This is a genomic window from Kribbella sp. CA-293567 (genome assembly GCF_027627575.1).
GTDB lineage: Bacteria > Actinomycetota > Actinomycetes > Propionibacteriales > Kribbellaceae > Kribbella.
Genome location: NZ_CP114065.1, coordinates 5,764,357 through 5,786,000, shown reverse-complemented (window position 1 = coordinate 5,786,000; position 21,644 = coordinate 5,764,357). Strand labels below are relative to the sequence as shown.

At 68.0% G+C, this 21,644-nt stretch carries 20 protein-coding genes; 13 read left to right on the top strand and 7 right to left on the bottom strand.

Annotated features, from left to right (window positions below; genetic code table 11):
- Positions 1 to 10: 10 nt before the first annotated feature.
- Genes OX958_RS26725 through OX958_RS26715 form a run of 3 tightly spaced genes read right to left on the bottom strand, consistent with a single transcriptional unit; the run spans position 11 to position 2,899 of the window.
- Complete coding sequence (locus OX958_RS26725) at positions 11 to 835, bottom strand: carbohydrate ABC transporter permease (protein WP_270132385.1); 825 nt, start codon at positions 833 to 835, stop codon at positions 11 to 13.
- Entirely contained in the window at positions 828 to 1,697 is an 870-nt protein-coding gene (locus tag OX958_RS26720) for a carbohydrate ABC transporter permease (RefSeq protein WP_270132382.1), read from the bottom strand. Before OX958_RS26720 ends, OX958_RS26725 begins: the two co-directional genes overlap by 8 nt.
- Positions 1,694 to 2,899, bottom strand: coding sequence for an ROK family transcriptional regulator (locus OX958_RS26715; RefSeq protein WP_270132381.1), 1,206 nt, complete (start codon positions 2,897 to 2,899; stop codon positions 1,694 to 1,696). The genes OX958_RS26720 and OX958_RS26715 overlap by 4 nt, the downstream gene beginning before the upstream one ends.
- Before the next feature lie 272 nt (positions 2,900 to 3,171).
- Between OX958_RS26715 and OX958_RS26710 the strand changes: the two genes are divergently transcribed.
- The 8 genes from OX958_RS26710 to OX958_RS26675 all read left to right on the top strand — a co-directional run bounded on the left by OX958_RS26710 (position 3,172) and on the right by OX958_RS26675 (position 14,484).
- Positions 3,172 to 4,338, top strand: a complete 1,167-nt coding sequence (locus OX958_RS26710; protein ID WP_270132380.1) for an ROK family transcriptional regulator — start codon at positions 3,172 to 3,174, stop codon at positions 4,336 to 4,338.
- A 137-nt stretch (positions 4,339 to 4,475) separates the two neighbouring features.
- Positions 4,476 to 7,787, top strand: a complete 3,312-nt coding sequence (locus tag OX958_RS26705; RefSeq protein ID WP_270132379.1) for a TIM-barrel domain-containing protein — start codon at positions 4,476 to 4,478, stop codon at positions 7,785 to 7,787.
- The gene (locus OX958_RS26700; protein ID WP_270132377.1) at positions 7,784 to 10,630 is read left to right on the top strand and encodes a TIM-barrel domain-containing protein; all 2,847 of its coding nucleotides are present in this window, start codon (positions 7,784 to 7,786) and stop codon (positions 10,628 to 10,630) included. The genes OX958_RS26705 and OX958_RS26700 overlap by 4 nt, the downstream gene beginning before the upstream one ends.
- A gap of 269 nt (positions 10,631 to 10,899) precedes the next feature.
- Positions 10,900 to 11,160, top strand: coding sequence for a hypothetical protein (locus OX958_RS26695; RefSeq protein WP_270132376.1), 261 nt, complete (start codon positions 10,900 to 10,902; stop codon positions 11,158 to 11,160).
- 48 nt (positions 11,161 to 11,208) lie between these two features.
- Positions 11,209 to 11,676, top strand: coding sequence for an NUDIX hydrolase (locus tag OX958_RS26690; protein ID WP_270132375.1), 468 nt, complete (start codon positions 11,209 to 11,211; stop codon positions 11,674 to 11,676).
- A 131-nt stretch (positions 11,677 to 11,807) separates the two neighbouring features.
- Positions 11,808 to 12,515 carry an alpha/beta fold hydrolase gene (locus tag OX958_RS26685; protein ID WP_270132373.1) on the top strand — a complete coding sequence of 236 codons (708 nt, stop codon included), beginning with the start codon at positions 11,808 to 11,810 and terminating at the stop codon, positions 12,513 to 12,515.
- 111 nt (positions 12,516 to 12,626) lie between these two features.
- Positions 12,627 to 13,274 carry a trimeric intracellular cation channel family protein gene (locus tag OX958_RS26680; RefSeq protein ID WP_270132372.1) on the top strand — a complete coding sequence of 216 codons (648 nt, stop codon included), beginning with the start codon at positions 12,627 to 12,629 and terminating at the stop codon, positions 13,272 to 13,274.
- Between the two features lie 52 nt (positions 13,275 to 13,326).
- Positions 13,327 to 14,484, top strand: coding sequence for an epoxide hydrolase family protein (locus tag OX958_RS26675; protein WP_270132371.1), 1,158 nt, complete (start codon positions 13,327 to 13,329; stop codon positions 14,482 to 14,484).
- Positions 14,485 to 14,527: 43 nt separating this feature from the next.
- Here OX958_RS26675 and OX958_RS26670 read toward each other — a convergent pair whose 3' ends face one another.
- Both OX958_RS26670 and OX958_RS26665 read right to left on the bottom strand, forming a co-directional pair.
- Positions 14,528 to 15,478 carry a quinone oxidoreductase family protein gene (locus OX958_RS26670; protein ID WP_270132370.1) on the bottom strand — a complete coding sequence of 317 codons (951 nt, stop codon included), beginning with the start codon at positions 15,476 to 15,478 and terminating at the stop codon, positions 14,528 to 14,530.
- 88 nt (positions 15,479 to 15,566) lie between these two features.
- Entirely contained in the window at positions 15,567 to 16,523 is a 957-nt protein-coding gene (locus OX958_RS26665) for an NAD-dependent epimerase/dehydratase family protein (RefSeq protein WP_270132368.1), read from the bottom strand.
- 51 nt (positions 16,524 to 16,574) lie between these two features.
- Between OX958_RS26665 and OX958_RS26660 the strand changes: the two genes are divergently transcribed.
- The gene (locus OX958_RS26660) at positions 16,575 to 17,201 is read left to right on the top strand and encodes a DUF2461 domain-containing protein (RefSeq protein ID WP_270132367.1); all 627 of its coding nucleotides are present in this window, start codon (positions 16,575 to 16,577) and stop codon (positions 17,199 to 17,201) included.
- Positions 17,202 to 17,214: 13 nt separating this feature from the next.
- Here OX958_RS26660 and OX958_RS26655 read toward each other — a convergent pair whose 3' ends face one another.
- Positions 17,215 to 18,087 (bottom strand): helix-turn-helix domain-containing protein, encoded by an 873-nt coding sequence (locus tag OX958_RS26655; RefSeq protein WP_270132366.1) that lies wholly within the window; start codon positions 18,085 to 18,087, stop codon positions 17,215 to 17,217.
- Between the two features lie 476 nt (positions 18,088 to 18,563).
- Here OX958_RS26655 and OX958_RS26650 point away from each other — a divergent pair, with 476 nt between their 5' ends.
- A complete protein-coding gene (locus tag OX958_RS26650; RefSeq protein WP_270132365.1) occupies positions 18,564 to 18,755 on the top strand; it encodes a hypothetical protein in 192 nt (63 codons plus the stop codon).
- The gene (locus tag OX958_RS26645; protein WP_270132363.1) at positions 18,752 to 18,970 is read left to right on the top strand and encodes a hypothetical protein; all 219 of its coding nucleotides are present in this window, start codon (positions 18,752 to 18,754) and stop codon (positions 18,968 to 18,970) included. Before OX958_RS26650 ends, OX958_RS26645 begins: the two co-directional genes overlap by 4 nt.
- Positions 18,971 to 19,150: 180 nt before the next feature.
- Here OX958_RS26645 and OX958_RS26640 read toward each other — a convergent pair whose 3' ends face one another.
- A complete protein-coding gene (locus tag OX958_RS26640) occupies positions 19,151 to 19,384 on the bottom strand; it encodes a DUF397 domain-containing protein (RefSeq protein ID WP_270132362.1) in 234 nt (77 codons plus the stop codon).
- Positions 19,385 to 19,768: 384 nt separating this feature from the next.
- Here OX958_RS26640 and OX958_RS26635 point away from each other — a divergent pair, with 384 nt between their 5' ends.
- Together OX958_RS26635 and OX958_RS26630 are read left to right on the top strand one after the other, a co-directional pair.
- Positions 19,769 to 20,596 carry an SAM-dependent methyltransferase gene (locus OX958_RS26635; protein WP_270132361.1) on the top strand — a complete coding sequence of 276 codons (828 nt, stop codon included), beginning with the start codon at positions 19,769 to 19,771 and terminating at the stop codon, positions 20,594 to 20,596.
- Positions 20,597 to 20,817: 221 nt separating this feature from the next.
- Positions 20,818 to 21,642 (top strand): hypothetical protein, encoded by an 825-nt coding sequence (locus OX958_RS26630; protein ID WP_270132359.1) that lies wholly within the window; start codon positions 20,818 to 20,820, stop codon positions 21,640 to 21,642.
- Positions 21,643 to 21,644 lie beyond the last annotated feature (2 nt).

Sequence of the window (21,644 nt, the reverse complement as noted above, 5' to 3'; positions counted from 1 at the left end):
TCCTTCTCTCTTACTTGATGCCGGTGTGGGCGACACCGGCGATGATGTGGCGCTGCGCGAGCAGGTACACGAGGGCGATCGGCACGATCGAGACGACGGAGCCCGCCATCACGACGTCCCACTGGGTGGTGAACTGGCCCTGCAGGGTGGACAGGCCGAGCGGGAGCGTCATGAACTCCGGCGACCTGATCACCACCAGCGGCCAGAGGAAGCTGTTCCAGCTGCCCATGAAGGCGAAGACGGCGACGGTGGCGAGCGCCGGCCGGATCAGGGGCAACACGATGGTGGTGAAGATGCGGAGGTGGCCGGCGCCGTCGATGGTGGCGGCCTCGTCCAGCTCCAGCGGTACGGCGGTGACGGCCTGGCGGAGCAGGAACACTCCGAACGCCGACGCGATCGTCGGCGCCAGCAGGGCGAAGTACGTGTCCTGCAGGTTCAACATCTTCATCTCGATGAACAGCGGCACGACCAGCACCTGCAGCGGCACCATCAAGGTGGCCAGGTAGAAGCCGAAGACGACGTTCTTGAGCGGGAAGTGCAGCCGCGCGAACCCGTACGCCGCCATCGAGCCGGTGACCAGCTGGAGCAGCGTGGAGGCGATCGCGATACCGAGCGAGTTGAGGATGATCCGCCACATCGGGATCGCGTCGAGCAGCGTCCGGTAGGCGTCCAGGGTGGGGTTGTCGACGACGAGTTTCGGGCCGTCGGCCAGCGAGCCCTCCGGGGTGATCGAGGTGATCACGGTCCAGAGGAACGGGAACAGCATGATCGCGGCGCCGGCCAGCACGGCGGCGTACAGGGCGAGGCGAGCGGGCAGGGACCTGGTGTCACGCATAGTGCACCCACCGGCGCTGGCCGCGGATCTGGAAGACGGTGATCAGCAGGATGACGGCGAACAGGATCCAGGACAGCGCGGACGCCTCACCGGCGCGGCCGTAGCGGAAGGTCAGGTCGTAGATCTGGCCGACGACCACCTGGCTGGAGCCCTGCGGGCCGCCGCCGGTCATCACGTAGACCTGGTCGAAGACCTGGAAACCGTTGATCAGCGAGATCACCACCACGAAGAAGGTCGACGGGGACAGCAGCGGGAGGGTGACGCGCCAGAACCGTTGCCAGGCGCTGGAGCCGTCCACCTTGGCGGCCTCGTAGATGTCGGACGGGATGGACTGCAGCCCGGCCAGCAGGATCACCATCACGAAGCCGAGGTCCTTCCAGGCCGAGGACAGGATCACCGCGGGCAGGGCCCACTGTGGATCGGTCCACCAGCCCGGTTCCGGCAGGCCGACGGCGCCGAGTACCTGGTTGACCAGGCCGTTGCTGGGGTTGAGCAGCCACTTCCAGACCAGCGCGACGACCACCCAGCTGGTGACGACGGGCAGGAAGTAGGTGGCTCGCAGGAACGCGCGGCCCTTGAGCTTCTGGTTCAGCGCGAGCGCCAGGCCGAGGCCACCGGCGTACACGATCGGGAGGTAGCCGGCCACGTAGATCAGCGTGTGCAGGAAGACCCGGCGGGTGGTCTCGTCGGTGAGCAGGTTCTGGTAGTTGCGCAGCCCGACCCACTCCATCGGGGAGATCAGGTTCCACTTGTGCAGGCTGACCCAGAGCGAGGAGACCATCGGCACCACCGTGAAGACGAACAGCGGGATCGCGCTCGGCAGCAGGAAGAACAGCACCCAGCCGAGGTTCTTGCGCTTCATCTGGTTTCCAGCCGGGCCCGGACGAGGCGGCTCTGTTCGCCGCCGTTGCCGGCCGAATCGAAGGGGGAGGAGAGCACCAGCGATGCGGCGCCGCGGGCCCACTGGTCCTCCGTCCACGGCTCCACCACCACCGGTACCGCGCTGCGCGCCGGGAGCAACGACCGCCGGAACGACGGCTCGAACCCGGTCTGCCAGAACTCCCATCCGTCCACTCCCTCACCCATCAGTACGACGACCTCGGGGTCGACCGTGTGGATCACCCCGGCGAGCGCGCGACCGAGCATGCCGCCGGCTTCCTCGAAGACCTGTCGCGCGGCGACGTCACCAGTGGTTGCTGCACGCAACAAAGTGGCGAGGGTGCCGCGGGGGCCGATCACCTTGCCGGCCCGAGCGGTCCGGGCGATCCCGGCGGCGCCGATGTGGGCCTCCAGGCAACCGGTCGAGCCGCAGGTGCAGGGCGGCTGTTCGGTCCCGGGCGACCAGACCGGGATGTGCCCGATCTCGCCGGCACCACCGTTGGCGCCGCGGTAGATGCCGCCGTCGACGACGATGCCGCAGCCGATCCCGCGCCCGATCGTGACGACCAGGTACGACGAGTGGTCGCGGCCGATCCCGTAGAGCCGCTCGGCAGCGGCCAGGGTGTTGACGTCGTTGTCGACCAGGACCGGCGTACCGATCGCGCCGCGCAGTACCGGACCGACGGGAGCAGCCCGCCACCCGAGGGTCGGAGCGTCGACGATTCCCGAGGCCTGCGAATCGACAGCTCCCGGTACGCCGACGCCGACGCCGAGCAGCCGGTCGTCGAGCTCCGCCACCTGCTTGGCCAGAATCTGACCCAGCCGCCCGATCGCGTCATCGGCCCCCGGGTCGTACTCCAGCTCGACGGACGACCTGACCGTCCCGTCCAGCTCCACCGTCACCACGGCCACGTGATCGGCGGTCACCTTGGCTCCCAGTGCCACGCCCGCATCGCGGACCAGCCCGAGCAACCGCGCCGGCCGCCCGCCCTTCGACGGCACCGACTCCAGCTCCTCGACCAGCCCGCGGGCGATCAGGTCCTTGGTCACCTGGGTCACCGTCGCCGGACTCAACCCCAGCCCCCTGGCGATCTCGGTCCGCGAGGTGGGCCCTTGCGTGCCGAGCAACCCGACGATGCCCGAAGGCACCAGATCGCCCCGAGGCACCGGACCCTGACCACTCACCACGTGAACTCCCGACTTACTTCGCCACTAAATTTAGTGAGAAACTAAGCCTGCTGCCAGGAGCTGTCAAGAGGCTGCGAACACGACGACAGGCAGTGGTCGCCCGGCTGCCCAAAGTGGTGCGCAAGCTGAGCGGGAGTCCGGCGGTCAGTGGGGGACTACTGCCTGTCGCTGGGTCCGAACTGTTGACCTGGGGTGGGGTGCGGGGTTAGCTTCCGGGGACTTCCTTCGGTGACCTTAGTAAGGCGGTGGGGTGGGTGCAGCCGGTTCGGGTGGGTAGCAAGGAGCTGATCCGCGAGATCAACTCGTCGTTGGTGCTGGGGGAGCTGCGCGGTGGGCTGGTGTCGCGAACGGAGCTGGCCAAGCGGACCGGGCTGAGTCTGCCGACGGTGTCCGAGATCGTCGGGGAGCTGATCGGCTCCGGGGTGATCGAGGAGCGGGAGACGGCGTCGTCCGGCGGGGGCCGGCGGCCGGTGTTGCTGGGGTTGAAGCCGGATGCCGGCTACGTGATCGGGATCAAGCTGACCGAGACCCGGGTGATCGCCGTGCTCACCGATCTCAACGCGCGGATCGTCGAGCGGGCCACGGCGGTGGTCGGGCAGGACGACGTCGCCACCGCCGTACGGACGGTTGCTGCCGTGGTGAAGAAGCTGAAAGCCGGTTCGAGCCCCGTGTACGGCGTGGGGGTCGGGCTGGCCGGGGTGATCGACCGCGCCAACGGTGTGGTCCGGCACGGGACCTACTCCGACTGGCACGACATCGACCTGGCCGCGTTGCTCGAGAAGCGCACCGGCCTGCCCGTGGTGGTCGACAACGACGTGAACACCCTGGTCGCCAACGAACAGTGGTTCGGGGCCGGGCGGGGTGTCTCCGACGTGGCCGTCGTCAGTATCGGGCGCGGTATCGGCCTCGGCATGGTGCTCGACGGACGCCTGTACCGCGGTGCCGGTGGTGGCGCCGGTGAGTTCGGGCACACCAAGGTCGTTGCTGATGGCCCGTTGTGTGACTGCGGCGGGAGAGGCTGTCTGGAAGCGCTGATCGGGGAGCCCGCCATCCTCGCCGCCACCGGCGCCGGCACCATCGAGGAGGCCGCCGGGCGTGCTCGCGCGGGCGACGCGGCGGTGCAGGACGTGTTCGCTCAAGTCGGCCGGACCCTCGGGACGGCCGTCGGCAATCTGGTCAACCTGCTGAACCCGAAGCTGATCGTCCTCGCCGGTGAGGGCACCCGGGCCGCCGACCTGTTCCGGCCCTGCTTCGACGAGGCGCTGCGGCAAGCCGTCTTCGACGGTCTGCAGCGCGAGCTCGAGGTCGTCGTCGACGACTGGGACGACGAGGCCTGGGCGCAGGGCGCCGCGGGCCTGTTCCTGGGCGAGCTCTTCCAGCCCAACCTCCGCCCGGACGAGGCAGACCGCCCGTCGCTGACCAAGCGTTCCGCCTGAACCCCGCGGTCCGCCCTCACACCTCTCTATTCCTTCTCCTGAGTGAGGTCCGCCCTCACCCTCCCCTTCTCCTCCTTCCTTGAGTGAGGCCCGCCCTCACCCCCTCCTTTCTTTCCTTCCCTTAAGTGAGGCCGTAGATGAGGTATGCCCTGACTCCGCCGCGAAGGCGGTGGGTCGCTGCGCTCCTGGTGCTCGCAGCGGTCGTCTTCCAGTTCACCCCTGCCCCCGCGTACGCCGGCACGCTGACCGGTGTCTTCCACGCCCCCCACGGCGCCGACGAGCTCTACAACACCACCCCGACCGAGCGCTCGCCGCGCGATCCGATGGCCGGTCAGGCCGTCGAGGTGAAGGCGAGCACCTGGCCGGTCTCACCGGGCCAGACGGTCTGGATCACCTGGACGAAGAACGGCGTCAACCAGACCCCGGTCGGTGCCGCCTTCGACTACAACAGCGGCAACAACACCTACTGGAAGGTCCCGCTGGGCACCTTCGCCCGCGGTGACAAGATCAGCTACACGGTCAACGCCGACGTGGACGGCGCGAACCAGAAGACCACCGGCCCGTTCGCGTTCGCGGTGACCTCGTTCTCCGGCACGGGCAACGTCTCGGGCTTCGTCAACAACGGCACCAGCGTGGACGTCACCACCGGCGACACCGCGGGCAGCTTCACCCCGAAGGTCCGGTTCGCGTTCCCCGGCAACGACCGGTTCCACGTCCAGGTCGCGCCGACCGGCAGCGGGCTGAACATCACCGGCTCGTCGTCGTACACGGTGACCGACAGCGTCTCGACGCTGCAGGTCGCCACCACCAAGGTGGTGCTGAAGATCCAGAAGTCGCCGTACCGGGTCGCGGTCTACAAGGGCGACGGCACGACGCTCATCGCCCGGCAGTACGACCCGGCGGCCTTCCGCAACACCGGCTGGGCGAGCGACGGCAGCACGACGGTGACCAAGGTCGAGGACCACTGGCTCTCCCCGGCGGGCGAACGCTTCGAAGGACTCGGCGAGCGGTACGACGCCCTGAACCAGCGCGGCAAGGACGTCCACAACTACGTCTACAACCAGTACCAGGACCAGGGCCCGACCGCTCGGACCTACCTGAGCGTCCCGTTCTTCACCAACTCGGCCGGCTACGGCATCTACGTGCCCAGCACCCGGTACTCCGTGTTCAACCTCGGCACGCATCTCAGCGACATGGCCGGTTTCACCGTCGACACCAGCGGCGCGCTGAACTCGACGGTGGACTACTACTTCTTCACCGGCACCCGGGCCGAGATGCTGGACCAGTACACCGCCACCACCGCCCGCCCGAAGCTGCCGCCGAAGTGGTCCTTCGGACTGTGGATGTCGGCGAACGAGTGGAACACCCAGGCCGAGGTGAACGCCGAACTGGCCAACGTCACCTCGAACAACATCCCGCACAGCGCGATGGTGCTGGAGCAGTGGGCTGACGAGGCCACCTTCTACCTGTGGCACGGCGCGACGTACACGCCGAAGCCGGGCAGTCAAGCGCTGGCCTACAGCGACCTGACCTTCCCCGCGGGCAGCGCCTGGACCAATCCGAAGGCGATGGTCACGGCCGCGCACAACCAGAACATCAAGATGGTCCTGTGGCAGATTCCCGTGCTGAAACAGGACTTCGACAGCAATCCACCGACAGCACCACAGCAGCACGTCAACGACCGGGACTACGCGGTGGCGCAGGGCTACGTCCTCGGTGACGGTGCCGGTGGGCCCTACCGGGTGCCGTCCGGTCAGTGGTTCGGCAACAGCACGGTGCCGGACTTCACCAAGACCGCCGCGACCAACTGGTGGATGAGCAAGCGTTCCTACCTGTTCGACGACGTCGGCATCGACGGGCTGAAGACCGACGGCAGCGAGGCTGTCTTCGGCCGCAACGTGACCAGTGGCTCCGGCCGCAAGGGGGACGAGCTGCACAACGCCTACCCGAACGAGTACACCCGCGCCTACAACGACTTCGTCACCACGAAGAAGGGTGCCCAGGGCACCTTGTTCAGCCGGGGCGGTACGTCGGGCGCGCAGGCCAACTCGATCTTCTGGGCCGGCGACCAGGCTTCGACCTTCGACGCCTTCCAGCAGGCCGTTCGTGCCGGGCAGAGCGCCGGCCAGTCCGGGATTCCGTTCTGGTCCTGGGACCTGGCCGGTTTCACCGGGACGTTCCCGAGCAGCGAGCTCTACCTTCGGTCGACCGCGCAGGCGACCTTCTCGCCGATCATGCAGTACCACTCGGAGAAGTCGAACCCCGGTGTGTCGGAGGCACGGACGCCATGGAACGTGCAGGCGCGTTCAGGTGACACGACGGTGATCCCGAAGTTCCGCAAGTTCGCCAACACCCGGATGAACCTGATCCCGTATCTCTACACGGAGGCCAAGAACGCTTCCACCACGGGCCTTCCGATGATGCAGGCGATGAGCGTCGCGTACCCCAACGACGCGACGGCGGCGGCGCAGGAGCAGCAGTACATGTTCGGCCGGCAGTTGCTGGTGGCACCGATCACCAGCCAGGGCGCGACCAGCAAGAACGTCTACCTGCCGGCCGGGGAGTGGTACGACTTCTGGAACGGCGGCCGCGCGCAGGGCGCCGGTACTAAGGTCTACAACGCCGACACCGGCTCGATCCCCGTCTTCGCCAAGGCAGGCGCGATCGTGCCGCTCAACCTGAACGCCAACTACGAGCTCGGCGGCAACATCGGCAACAGCGTCGACAACTACACGAACCTCGCCTTCCGCGTGTACCCGGCCGGGACGACCAGCTACGGGTACTTCGAGGACTCGGCGAACCAGACCCGGACCGTCACGTCGACGGAGAACTTCGCCGCTCACCAGGTCACCGTGAGCGTTCCGCCGCTCGCCACCAAGAGCACGCTCCAGGTGGCGTCCAGCAAGCCGGCCTCGGTGACCAAGGACGGCTCGACGATGACCGCGCACGCGACTCTCGCCGCACTGCAAGGTGCCACCGAGGGCTGGTACTGGGATCCGGTCCAGCAGCTCACGCTGGTCAAGACGGCGTCCAGCGCGGCGGCGCGCAGCGTCGTACTGAACGGTGTCGACAAGGCTGCCTACGAGGCCGAGTTCGGCAGCAACACCGGGACGACGACCAACACCGATCACCCCGGCTTCACCGGGACCGGGTTCGTCGACGGTTTCGAAACCGCGGGCGACGCGGTTTCGGTCGATGCCAACGCCACTGTCACCGGGAGCCACGTGATCAAGCTCCGGTACTCCAACGGCGCCGCGACTACGGCGACCCGGACCGTGCAGGTGGATGGGGTCAGCGTCGGCTCGGTCAACCTGCCGAGTACCGGGAACTGGGACACCTGGGGGACTGCCACGCTCACGACCAATCTGACCGCGGGTAAACGCGTGGTCAAGGTTGTCTACGGGAGTGGCGGGGTCAACCTCGACAACATCGGGGTGGTGCGGCCATGAGGCGCTTGGCGGGCATGTTGCTGCTGCTGCCGATGCTGGTGGCGTTGCCTGCAGCAACTGCTGAGGCTGCGGTCCAGCGGGTGCAGTTCGCTGCTGGGGGCAACTACCTGGTGGTGGAGTTCCTCGACAACGATCTGGTGCACTTCGAGCTGGGCGCCGGCTCGGGACCTGGAACCGGATCACCGCTGTTCACCACCACGCAGATCGCCAAGACCAACTATCCCGGTCCGACCAGCCTCAACCAGGCCGGCGGCGTACTGACGACACCGGGGATCAAGGTCGACGTCAACACGACCACGCTGTGCGCGACGGTCTACGACACCACCCGTACGCCGCAGCTGCTGCTCAACACCACTTGTCCGCGCAACCTCGGCCAGGCGTGGAAGGGGCTGAGCTTCACCAAGTCCTCGATGCAGAACGCCTACGGGCTCGGTGAGCAGTTCTTCATGGGCGGCAGCGCCGACGGCGACTGGGTCGGCCGGCAGCGCACCGGCGGTACGTACGGCAACGCGATGCTCTACGACACGGACAACGGACCGGTCGGCAACGCGCAGATCCCGGTGCTGTTCGCGGTCGGCGCCAACACCACCAACTACGGGATGTTCGTCGACCAGGTCTACAAGCAGCAATGGGACCTGACCGGTGATCCGTGGACGATGGACACCTTCGGCGACCAGCTCCGGTGGTACGTGATGAGCGGGCCCGACCTGCCCGACCTGCGCAAGGACTATCTGGAGCTGACCGGCCGGCCGCCGGTCCCGCCGAAGAAGGCGTTCGGGCTGTGGATGTCGGAGTACGGCTACGACAACTGGAACGAGATCGACACCACGCTGGCCGGGCTGCGCGCGAACAAGTTCCCCACCGACGGCGTGATGCTCGACGTGAACTGGTTCGGCGGCGTGACGGCCGGCTCGGACAACACCCGGATGGGCACGCTGGAGTGGGACCCGGTGAACTTCCCCAGCCCGGCGACCAAGCTGGCGGCGTACAAGAACACCAACGGCGTCGGCGTGATGACGATCGAGGAGTCGTACGTCGGCAAGAACCTGCCGGAGCACTCGTCGATGGCGTCGGCGGGCCACCTGATCAGGGCGGGCTGCTCGAGCTGCAGCCCGGCGTACCTGACCGGGAACGACTGGTGGGGGCGCGGCGGCATGATCGACTGGACCCAGCCGGCTGCCAGTACGCAGTGGCACAACGGCCAGCGTCAGCCGCTGGTCAACGACGGCGTGATGGGTCACTGGCTCGACCTCGGTGAGCCGGAGATGTACGACGCCAACGACTGGACCGCCGGACTCCTGCCCGGCAAGCACGCTCACTCGGACTACCACAACCTCTACAACCTGGAGTGGGCCCGCGGCATCGCGAAGGGGTACACCGACAACGCGGTCCAGCAGCGGCCGTTCATGCTCGCCAGGTCGGCGGCCGGTGGCATCCAGCGCACCGGTGCGGCGATGTGGTCGGGTGACATCGGCTCCAAGCTGACGGCGCTCGCGGCGCAGCAGAACGTCCAGCTGCACATGTCGATGTCGGGGATCGACTACTTCGGCTCCGACATCGGTGGGTTCCGCCGGGAGATGCTGAACACCGACCTGAACGAGCTCTACACCCAGTGGTTCGCGAACTCGTCGTGGTTCGACGTACCGATCCGGCCGCACACGGAGAACCTGTGCAACTGCGCGGAGACCTCGCCCGACTCGATCGGCGACGTGCCGAGCAACCTGGCCAACCTGCGGCAGCGGTACGAGCTCACGCCGTACTACTACTCGCTGGCGCACCGCGCCCACACCACCGGCGAACCGCTGATCCCGCCGCTGGTCTACCAGTACCAGAACGACCCGAACGTGCGGGAGGTCGGGCACGAGAAGCTGATCGGCAAGGACCTGCTGGTCGGCGTCGCGGCCGGGGCCAACCAGCGCAAGCGGGACGTCTATCTGCCGGCCGGTACCTGGTTCGACTACTACACCAACACCAAGACGGTCAGCACCGGCCAGACCCTGACCGACGTACCGCTGTGGCGCAACGGCAAGTTCCAGCTGCCGGCCTACGCGCGGGCCGGGGCGATCATCCCGAAGATGACCGTCGACGACCAGACCATGAACGTGATGGGCAAGCGTGCCGACGGTACGACGCGGAACGAGCTGGTCACCCGGGTCTACTCCGACACCACGGCCTCGTCGTTCACGCTGGCCGAGGACGACGGGTCGACGGTCGGCTACCAGACCGGCGCCAAGCGGACCACCGACCTGAGCCAGTCCCGGTCGGGGAGCACCGCGACGGTCGGTATCGCCGCGTCGTCCGGCACCTACACCGGAGCGCCCTCGGCCCGGCAGAACGTGGTCGAGCTGGTCGCTGACACGCAGGCCTCGGGCGTCACGCTCAACGGGTCGGCGCTGACGCAGTACGCGAACAAGGCGGCCTTCGACGCGGCGGCCAGCGGCTGGTACAACGCCGGCGGCAACCTGGTCGTCGCCAAGTCGGCCTCGCTGGCGACCGGTACGGCGAAGTCGTTCGTCTTCACGCTCGGCCAGACGGTCGTGTCGAAGACGTTCAGCTGCTCCGGCGGGACCACGACGGCCGGGCAGTCGGTGTACGTCGTCGGCAGCGCGCCGCAGCTCGGTGCGTGGTCGGTGGCGAGCGCGGTGAAGCTGGCGCCGACGAGCTACCCGACATGGACGGGGACGATCAGTAACCTGCCCCCGGGCACGACCGTTGAATGGAAGTGCATCAAACGCCAGGAAGCGAACTATCCGGCGGCCGCCGACCAGTGGGGCCCCAACCCGAACCTCTCGTTCACGACCCCCGCGACGGGCAGTGGAGGGACCACCTCGGGCGGCTTCTGAGCCGGCCGCGGCTCCACTCGACGACCTCTCAGCCGGTGGCACTGTAATGCCAGTGTCACCGGCTGTCGCGCGCTCTGCGATCATCATCACGTGCAGGTATGTCCTGAGTAAGGACTGTGTGAAGAATCGCTGCTGACGGCTTTCTGGACGTGGTTCGCCGGTCCCGGGACCGTAGGTTCGGAGAGGTGTCGGTCGAAGTCAGGAGTGAGCGAAGTGCAACGGGGCAGTCGGGTCGTGCCGTCGGCGCGTCCGCTGGAGTTGGCGTCGGCATGACGGCGCTCAACAAGATTCTCATCATCGCCGGAGTGGCCCTGCTACTCGGCGGACTGGCGCTCGGCTTCCATTCGGTCTCCGCCACCGGCGCCAACTGCGGCTCGGTCTTCCAGCCGGCCGGCGGCATCACGCCGATGGCCTGCGACGGCCGCCTGAACAGCTCAGGCACCCTGGTCACGCTGGTACTGGTCGCCGGCGGCCTCTGCCTGGCCGCCGCACTGACCGTAAAGGTAGTCCGAGACCGCGTTAACGCCTGACCACCCGCGACGCCCGCCGCCTGCCTGGCAAGCCTTACTGTTCTGGTCGTGCCCAGGCCCGCGGTGAAGCTTCTGTTGCTGGATGAAGACGACTGTCTGCTGCTGATTCACGCCGAGGATCCGCGAACGCGAACCAGGTGCTGGTATCCCGTAGGCGGCGGCATCGAGGCCGGGGAGACCCCGCAGCAGGCCGCGGCCCGGGAGACCTACGAAGAGACCGGTCTGGCCGACCTGCCTGGAGGCCGTCTCGTCTGGGAGCGCGAGCACACCTACCAGTACGACGGCCGCGTCGTCGAGGTCCACGAGAAGTGGCTGGTCTGCCGGGTCGGGCACTTCCGTCCCGCGCCGGCCAGGCTGTCGGAGTACGAGGCCCGCAGTGTCCTGGGGTTCCGGTGGTGGCGCGCGAACGACCTGATCGAGACGACCGACACGATCTTCCCGCCGCGACTCGGCCACTTGCTGAAGGGTCTGCTCACTGACGGCACACCCGGCGACGTCCTCGATATCAGCGACTAAGCGCGCCTCCGGCTGGATCTTCCTCTTGTCGTTCTCCGCGCGGTGCAATATATTGCATATCGAACATGGCATTCGCCGTGTTGGATACCGCAGCCGCTCCGGGCTCCCGGTGCGGGAGGAGAGGAACGGTTATGAGCACCGATCAGGGGATCAAGAACGTCGTACTCGTGCATGGGGCGTTTGCTGACGGGTCGGGGTGGCGGGGTGTGTACGACAACCTGACGGCCCGTGGGTACCGGGTGACGATCGTGCAGAACCCGTTGACCTCGTTGGAGGACGACGTTGCCGCGACGAATCGGGTGCTGAGCCGGCAGGACGGTCCGGCGATCCTCGTGGGGCACTCGTGGGGCGGCACGGTCATCACCGAGGCCGGTGTCCACGAGAACGTGGCCGGCCTGGTCTACGTCTCCGCTCTGGCGCCGGACGCGGGGCAGACCACGGGGCAGCAGTACGAGGGGTTCGCGGCGACGCCGGAGTTCGTCATCGATGTGGTCGAGGACGGGTTCGGGTTCCTCAACCACGAGAAGTTCAAGGCCGGGTTCGCGCACGACGCCAGCGACGCGGACGCCGCCTTCCTGCGGGACACACAGATCCCGATCAGCATGTCGGTCTTCGACACCCCGGTGAAGAACGCCGCCTGGCGGGACAAGCCGACCTGGGCCGTCATCGCCACCGAGGACAAGTCGTTCGACCAGGCCATGCTGCAGCACATGGCGACGCGGGCCGGCGCGAAGATCACCAACGTGTCCGCCAGCCACGCCTTGTTCATCACGCAGGCCGGTGTCGTCGCGGACGTCATCGACGAGGCCGCGAAGGGCGCTTCGAGCGCAGAACGCTGAGGTTGCCGGGCGCAAGTTGCCGGCGACCACCAGCTGCTCCGACATCGCGAAAGATGCCCCAGGGCCGGCCCGCTCAGCGTGCGGGCCGGCCCAGCTTCCCGGAGGGATCACATGTCGATCACCCCGTTCCAGGTGACGCTCTGGATCGAACTCCTGGCCGCCGGACTCGGCGGTCTGCAAGGCGCGCTCTTCGCCGCGGGCGTCCGGTCGCGCCGCATCGACGTACTCGGCGTCATCGTGATCGGGCTGGCCGTCTCGCTCGGGGGCAGCCTGCTGCGCGACGTCGTACTCAACCAGCCACCGGTAGTTGTCTGGAGCAACTGGTACTTGATCGTCGCCGGCGCCTCGGCCATCCTCGGCATGGTGCTGCAGCCCTTGCTGGCCAGGGCGGACGGGCTGATCACCGTGCTCGACGCCGTCGTGATGGGACTCTTCGGCGCGATCGGAGCCACCAAGGCGCTCTCTCTCGGAGTAGGCGTGGCGGGGGCGCTGGTGGTCGGCGTCATCGGAGCCATCGGCGGCGGAATGCTCCGTGACGTCATGCTCAGCCTGCCGTTCTCCTTCCTCCACGTCAGCACCCTGTACGCCGTCGCGGCCGGCGCCGGAACCGGAGTCTTGATCCTCCTCGCCGAGTTCGGCACTCCCATCCCGATCGCAGGCATCGCCTGCGTGGCGGTGACCACGCTCGTCCGCCTGGCCGCCGTCCACTTCCACTGGACCTTCCCCGAGCAGTTCGTCGTACGCCCACGACGCCCGTAGCCGGAAGGCAAACGGTTGGTGCTCGGGTGGTTGGCCGGGGGAGAGTGTTGCTGTGAGCATCGAAGAGTTCCGGGTGGAAATCCCGCAGGCCGAGCTGGATGATCTGCATGCGCGCCTGGAGCTGACCCGCTGGCCTGATGAGCTGGCTGGGGTCGGGTGGGAGTACGGCGTACCGCGGGACTATCTGCGAGAGCTGGCGCGCTACTGGCGTCACGAGTTCGACTGGCGCAAGGCCGAGGCAAGGCTCAATGAGTGGGAGCAGTTCACCACCACGATCGACGGTGCGCGGGTGCATTTCGCGCACCTGCGATCGCCCGAGCCGGCAGCGACTCCGCTGCTCATCACGCACGGCTGGCCAGGATCCATCGTCGAGTTCCAGCGCATCGCCGGGCCGCTAACCGACCCGCGTGCGTACGGCGGGGATCCGGCGGACGCGTTTCACCTGGTCCTTCCCAGCATCCCCGGTTTCACCCTCTCGGGGCCGACGCGCAGGACCGGGTGGGAAGGCAAGCGGGTCGCGCGGGCGTTTGCCGAGCTCATGCAGCGGCTCGGCTACGACCGGTACGGCGTACAGGGTGGTGACTGGGGTGCCTGGATCTCACGGGAGCTCGGCCGGATCCACCCGGAGCGGGTGACCGGCGTACACCTCAATCTGATCCCGGGGTCCGGCGCGACCACTGAGCCGACCGAAGAGGAGCTCGCGCCGCTGGAGCCCGCGGAGCGTGAACGCACGTGGGCTTCGTGGCGGCGGTTCCAGACGTGGAGCAAGGACCGACAGGGGTACGCCGACCTGCAGAGCACCCGGCCGCAGACCCTTGCCTACGCGTTGACGGATTCGCCGGTCGGTCAGCTGGCCTGGATCGCGGAGAAGTTCGAGGAGTGGTCGGACGGCCCGATCGGCCGCGATCACCTGCTGACCAACGTGTCGCTCTACTGGTTCACCAAGACGGCGGGTTCGGCCGGCCGGATCTACTACGAGCGCGCCCACGCCCCGTACTACGGGCAGCCGATCGAACCGTCGCGTACGCCGACCGCACTCGCCGACTTCGCCCAGGAGAACTTCGTCCCGCTGCGGCATCTGGCGGAGGCGGCCAACAACATCGTTCGCTGGACGTCCTACCCGCGAGGCGGTCACTTCGCCGCCCTGGAGCAGCCCGAGCTACTGGTCGCCGATATCCAGGCGTTCTTTCGCGACCTTCGGCAGGCCTGACTTCTCCCACCGGTAGGACCGCCTGGTCGCGGTCCAGGCGGTCCTACGGGCGGAGTACGAGTTTGCCGGTGGTCCGGCGGGCGAGCAGATCTTCGTGCGCCGCGCGGGCGTTGATCAGCGAGTACTCCGTGGCCAGCGGCTGAAGCTTGCCGGTGGCAACCAGGGCGAAGAGTTCGGCGAGCGGCTCGTGGTAGTTGCCGGGCAGCTCCAGGGCGGGGCGGAGCCAGAAGCCGGCGACCGTGAGGTTGTGGTCGGCCAGCAAAGCCGGGTCGAGCAGCGGGCGACGTCCTTCGCGCGCGGCGTTTCCGTAGGTGACGAGCCGGCCGAATCCGGCCAGCGCGCCGAGGGCCGCGTTGAAGGTCCCGCCGCCGGTCGACTCCAGTACGACGTCCACGGGGCGATCGTGGTTTGCGGCAACTACCCTCGCTGCGTACCCGTGCGGGTCGCTGTCGATGGCGACGTCCGCGCCGAGCGAGAGGGCGAGCTTGCGCTTCTCTTCGGTCGACGCGACGGCGATCACCCGGCCCGCCCCGAAGTGCCGGGCGAGTTGCACGGCCAAGGAGCCGACGCCACCGGCGGCAGCGTTCACCACGACAGATTCACCGCGTGAGAGGCGAGCGCTGTTGCGCAGCAGGTGCCACGCGGTGAGTCCTTGCACCAGCAGCGCGAGGGCCTCGCCGTCACCGACCCGGTCAGGGACGGCGACCGCGTCGGCGGCCGCGACCACCGCGAGTTCGGCGTACCCGCCGCCTTGGAAGGTGGGGGCCAGGACACGACGACCGTCCGCGGTCCGGCCGACCACCTCGGAGCCGGGCACGAAGGGCAGTTCGGTGGTGGCAACGGAGGAACCGTCGGTGTGGTGGGTGTCGGCATAGTTCACGCCTGCGGCGTCGACCTCGATCAGCAACTGGTCCGGGGCCGGAGCCGGCGCCGCGACTTCGGTCGGGACGAGGACCTCGGGCCCGCCGTACCGGCTGACCTGGATGGCGCGCATGGGGTGTTTCCGTTCTCTGGTGGGGTTCCACCGTAGGGCCGGAAATCGCTCCCGTCGCAAAGTTGCAGCTTGTTGCAAAAGGTCTTGCTCAGCTCGCCGGGGTGATGGTCAGCTTCTTGTGGTCGACGAGCCAGCCGAGGGCGTCGAGGGCGGCGCCGAGCGCGGAGTACGCGGGACGGAAGCCGAGCAGGCGAGCGGCCTTCTCCATCGAGCAGTGCGGGCTGTGGCTGATGTGGTCGAAGGTGATCTCGGCATCCCGGGCGGAAACGGTCCGGCGCCACTCCTCCCAGGGCAGGTAGGCAAGCCGCGGCTGCCGGCCGAACCAGCGGGACACCGCTTCGGCGTAGCCGCGCAGGGTCATCGCGCCGGCGGCGACCGCGTGGAAGCTCTCGCCGATCGCGACCGACCGATTGGCCATCGCTGCCAGGAAGACGCCGGCGACGTCGGCCGCGTGCACGTGCTGCACCGTCTCCAGCCCGAGATCGGGCAGCGTGAGCTCGTTGCCGTTGGCAAGGGTTTCGAAGACGCCGAGATCCAGGTGGCCGGCCGGGTTGACCGGTGCCCAGCCCGGTCCGCTGATGTGCCCGGGGTGGATCACGGTGGCGGGCAAGCCGTCGCGGCCTAGCAGATACCGCGCGATCGCCGCCTTGGCGATCCCGTAGTCCCCGAACGGCTCGGTCACCGCCTCTTCCGGCGTCGGCACCAGAGCGCTGGGGCCGTGCACCCAGATCGTCCCGCAGTGCAGCAGCTGCCGAACCTGGCCGCGCAGTGCCTCGCCGAGTTGCCGGGCGCTCGGCTCGGTGAAGCAGATGAGGTCGATCACCACCTCGGCGTCGAGCGCGCGGACCCGGTCCCCGAAGGTGCCGGCGGCGTCCTCGGCCTCCCGGTCGACGGTGAGCTGCTCGACTCGCTGCCAGGCCGCGCTTGCCCGGTACGGCGTACGCTCGCCGCGGCTGAGCACGACGACCTGGTGACCGGCCTGTACCAGCTCCGGAACCAGATAGCTGCCGATGTGTCCGGTGCCCCCGATGACGACTGTCCGCATGGCTCCACCCTAGGCGGCGGTGCTGCTGGAGCGGCGAACTATCGTGGCGGTATGAGTTTCACCGGTTTCCCGGCGGCTGCGCTGGACTTCTACGACGATCTCGAGCTGGACAACAGCAAGACCTTCTGGACCGCGAACAAGCACGTGTACGAGGAGTCGGTGAAGGCGCCGATGGTCGCGTTGCTGGCCGAGCTGGAGCCGGAGTTCGGGGCGGCGAAGATCTTCCGGCCGTACCGTGACGTCCGGTTCGCGAAGGACAAGACGCCGTACAAGACGGCCCAGGGCGCGTTCGTCGACCTCGGGCCCTCGACCGGGTACTACGTGCAGGTGTCGGCGCCCGGCGTACGGGTCGGCGCGGGGTTCTACGAGGCGTCGAGCGAACGGCTGGGCCGGATCAGGACGGCGATCGACGAGGACCGCCGCGGCAAGCAACTGGAGAAGCTGTTGCTCGCTCTGCAGGCGGAGGGCTGGGAGCTCGGGGGCGAGAAGCTGAAGACCAGCCCGCGGGGGTACGACGCCGATCACCCGCGGATCGACCTGCTTCGGCACAAGTCGATGAGCGTGAACAAGTCCTACGGCTTCGAGCCGATCATCCACACCGCCGACCTGGTCGACCAGATCCGGCGGGACTGGCGAGCCGCCGCTCCGCTGCTCGACTGGATCGCCACCAACGCCTGACGGCTGGAGCGGTTCAGCGGTCGTAGTCGTGCAGGATCGCTGCCAGCCGGTCGCGGGTCTTGCTGGGTGGCGGTGCCGCGACGCAGAGCGCTTCCATGGTCGCGGTGTACTGGTCCAGGTCCTCGAGCTTGTCCAGGTAGAGGGCGCTGGTCAGGTGCTCGATGTAGACGATGTCCGGCAGGTCCTGCTCGGGGAAACGCAGGATGCTGTACGCGCCGCCGGTGGCCGCGTGGCCGCCGGAGTCGAAAGGCATCACCTGCAGCGTGACGTTGGGCAGGTGGGACGCCTCGATCAGGTACTCGAGCTGGATCCGCATCGCCTTCAGGCCGCCGATCGGGCGACGGAGTACCGACTCGTCGACCACTGCCCACAGGCGCACCGGGCTCGGGCGCTGCAGGATCTCCTGGCGGTTGACCCGCAGGGTGACGCGGCGCTCGACCTCCTCGGGCGGGATCAGGCCGCGGCCGAGCTGGACGACGGCGCGCACGTACTCCTGGGTCTGCAGCAGACCAGGGACGAACTGCAGCTCGTAGGTACGGATCAGCTGGGCCGCGGACTCCAGGCCCAGGTAGGAGTGGAACCAGCTGGGAAGTACGTCGCCGAAGCGGTGCCACCAGCCGGGGTTGTTCGCGTCGCGGGCCAGGGCGAGCAGCCGCTCGCGCTCCTCGCCGTCGTCGATGCCGTAGAGGGAGAGCAGGTCACGGACGTCGCGCTCCTTGAAGCCGACCCGGCCGAGCTCCATCCGGCTGACCTTCGACTCCGACGAGCGGATCTCCCAGCCGGCGTCGGACCGGGTGATCCCGGCCGCCTCGCGCATCCTGCGCAGGTGCGCGCCGAGAATGATCCGCAGTGCGGTCGGCCCGCCCGAAGCGCCCGACTCCGTCACACCCACCTCCGACGCCCCAGCACGAGATCCCACACGGCGGCCTGTCCCACCCCGATGAATCATCTCATGACCGGACGGTGATCTGTCGAAGTTCTTACATAAGAGTCGGGGTCCCCGCCGCGAACCGGCATCGATGCCAGCCGGCGTCACGGTAAGTCACCTTTTCGGCAACCGCTGAGAGAGGCCGGCGATCGCGCGCAGCTCCGGCAACCCCGGCCCGAGATGCTCGGCCGGCCCGTTCAGGGCTCGATCGAGCGCTTCCGGGGCCCTGACCGAGCCTTCAGTTGGTCACAACTCGAAAACGTGCGGATGCACGTGCATCGGGCGCTTGCATTCGTTCTGTGCGACCGCCATGATTGGTTCATGCACAGAAGGTGAGCTGAATCTCGCAAAACGTGACATCGCGTGATTCAGCAGGCCGGTCCTACAGACCCGTCGGCGGTGCGCCGGCATGACTGGTTGGGGAACCCGAGTCGATGAGCGACGACGACACAGAAGCTGTCAGGTTTGCCGCCCGCCCCTCCGGCGAGCGCGCGCCCGGTGAGCTCACTGAGCGGGAGATCCAGGATCTGGTGGCGCGCTGCCCCGAGCAGCAGCGCTGGGCCTTCGAAGGCTGGCTCCGCGGCGAGCGCCTGCTGGACGGCGACCCGATCGTGAGCCTGGGATGAAGAACACCGAACGAGCGGGAGGCTGGAAAATGGTGCGGATCTGGTTGGGCGACCACCTGATCGCCGAGTACGTCGCGGAGCCCGACCGGGCCTCGCGGTACCAGCGGGTGATGACGCCCAAGTTCACCGGTCTGCGAATCACCGTGGACGGCGCGGCCACCGCCGGTGCCTCCGAGCTGCCGAGCGAGCAGCTCTGGCCGCTCACTGTTCAGTAGGTCAAGAACCAGTCGCTCCCCCTGTTCCGCAGGAGAACTCCGCGGTCCAGCGAAGAAAGGCCGGCCTCCTAGCGGAAGGCCGGCCTTCGTCGTTTCCGGCCGGAGCGGCTCGGCCGCCCCAAAGAAAGAGGCCCCCACACCACTCGCCTGGTGAAGGGGCCTCTTGCTGTTGGGGCTCGGTCAGACGAGATATCCGAACTCGCCGTCCTCGACGCCGCCGAGAAACGCTTCCATCTCGGCCTTGGTGAAGACCAGTGCCGGACCGTCCGCGTGACGCGAGTTCCGCATCGCCACGCCGCCGCCGGGAAGCTTCGCCACCTCGACGCAGTTGCCGTTCGGGCCGCTGCGCTGGCTCTTCTTCCAGATCAGCTCGCTGTTCGCGTCGCCAGGCATGCCGTTGTAGATAGCAGTCATCAGCTGCACCTTCCGTACGTCTTTGGCATATGCACGTGCATTTGGGCTTGCATTTGCATCGTACACGTTGGGAGGCCTCGTGTCCGGCCCAATACGCTGCGTGGTTCCGGGGCCGCCGTGGGAGGGCTCGATCTCGCCGTCGGTGACCGGTTTCGCCGTCCCCGGAAGCCGTCGATCGCGGTTCGTGGGGTGAACGGAGGACGTGCCGTCGGCCGTTCGGCGTAACCCGGCAAGGGCTTGCTCAGTTGAAAGCTCGGACAGGGTTTCCGGGCAGTGTTAAATCGCCGCACGGAACGCTCGCGCGCACGCCGGACCAGGCTGCGGGTGGTATGCAGATGCACTACGATCACGGCATCGATTCCCTACGACACAAAGGCTGCGCCGATGGCGACTCCCGACGGCCCGGAGGCTTCTCCGGGGTTGGACACCTCCCAACCGACCATCGCTCGCGTCTATGACGCACTGCTCGGCGGCAAGGACAACTTCGCCGCCGACCGCGAGGGCGCGGCGACGTACCTGAAGTACGTTCCGGACGCCGGCCGGTGCGCGATCGACAACCGCGACGCGCTGGTCAAGGGCGTGCAGTACCTGGTTCGTACGGCGGGGATCGACCAGTTCCTCGACATCGGCAGCGGCCTGCCGACACAGAAGAACACTCACCAGGCGGCGCAGGAGATCAACCCCGCCGCCAAGGTCGCGTACGTCGACAAGGACCCGATCGTGCTGGCCCACGGCCGCGCGCTGCTGGCGACCAACGACAGCACCATCGTCGTCACCGCCGACCTGCGGCAGCCCGAGGAGATCCTCAAGAACGAGGAGATCCTGGCGCTCATCGACTTCAGCCGCCCGGTCGCGCTGCTGATCGTCGGCATCCACATGCACTTCCACGACGACGAGCAGCCGGACGAGTGGGTCCGCACGATCATGGATCAGCTGGCCCCGGGCAGCTACCTGTTCATCACCGACTTCGTCGACACCGGTGAGCCGCTGCAGAAGGCGATCGAGCAGGCCGGTCTGGAGAGCCTGGGCAACGGCTGGATCCGGACCCCGGAGCGGATCACCGAGCACTTCCTCGGTCTGCCGCTGGTGCCGCCGGGCCTGGACTTCCTGGCCCGCTGGTTCCCCGGAGACCCCGACGCCGACATCCCGGAGGTCGAGGACCTGCAGCCCTACCAGCGCATCCTGATGGCAGGAATCGCCAAGAAGGGCTGACCCGCACCGGTCAGCAGTGGACAGCTGAGAGGCGCGTACTCCGTCGAGGAGTGCGCGCCTCTCGCGTTTCCGGCGGAGCGAACCGCGGCACCGCCGGCCGAAAGGTTGCCAACTCACCGCTTCCGTGAGTGACTCCGGGTGCTGGGTACCGGCACAATGAGGAATGTTCAACCCCCGAAGTACGGAGTACTGACGTTTCTGCGTTCCGGATGATCAGGACGGTGTCTGCCGACGCGGTGGCCATCGTGCGGTTCTACCCGCCGATGGTGATCTGCTTCGCGGCGGCACTGGCCGGTACCGCGCTCGTCTTCGACATCTTCTACCTGGTCGCGAGCCCTGGGCTCACACTGGCGATGGTCTACACCGTGCCCGTGCTGGCCGGGTTGATCGCCGGGCTGGTGGCCGCGGCCGACGACGTCGAGCTGGAGCGGCGGGTCCTGGTCTGGACGATCCTCGCGACAGTTGCCGCCGGCATCACGAACGTCGTGGTGGTGGCGATGATCGCGGCGATGCGCCGGACCGGACCGTCCGACTGGAAGTCCGGCTGGCATTCGGTCCTGTTCGCCGGTTGCTCGGTGATCGCCGTCGCGGTGATGGTGGTGGTGTTCGGCGGGCTGATCCGCACGCTCGGCCTCGAACTCAAGACCGTGCTGCCGAAGAAGAAGGTCGCACCGCCGCCGGCCGCTCCCGCGAAAGCCAGGCCGGCGAAGGCGAAGTCCGCGGTGAGCAAGGAGGCCGCGGCCCGGGCGAAGCCGGCCGAGGAGCCGGGCGACCTGCTGGGCGGATCGGTCGACACGATGTTCGACGACAGCGACGAGCGGACGGTCGAGGAGGTACCAGGTGAGGCGGGGCGCCGGGTCGAGCCGGTTCCCGCACTGACCCCGCCGTCCTATCTGCCTCCGCTTCCGACGGCGATCGATCTCGACGAAGCGCGGCCGGTGATGCCCTCCGAAGGGAGCGGGCACGCGGATCGGCGGACGCCACGCTCTCGCCGGATCCCGGCGGTTCCACCGTCTCGGCGGCCCGGTCGCCGCGGTAACCGTTGAGC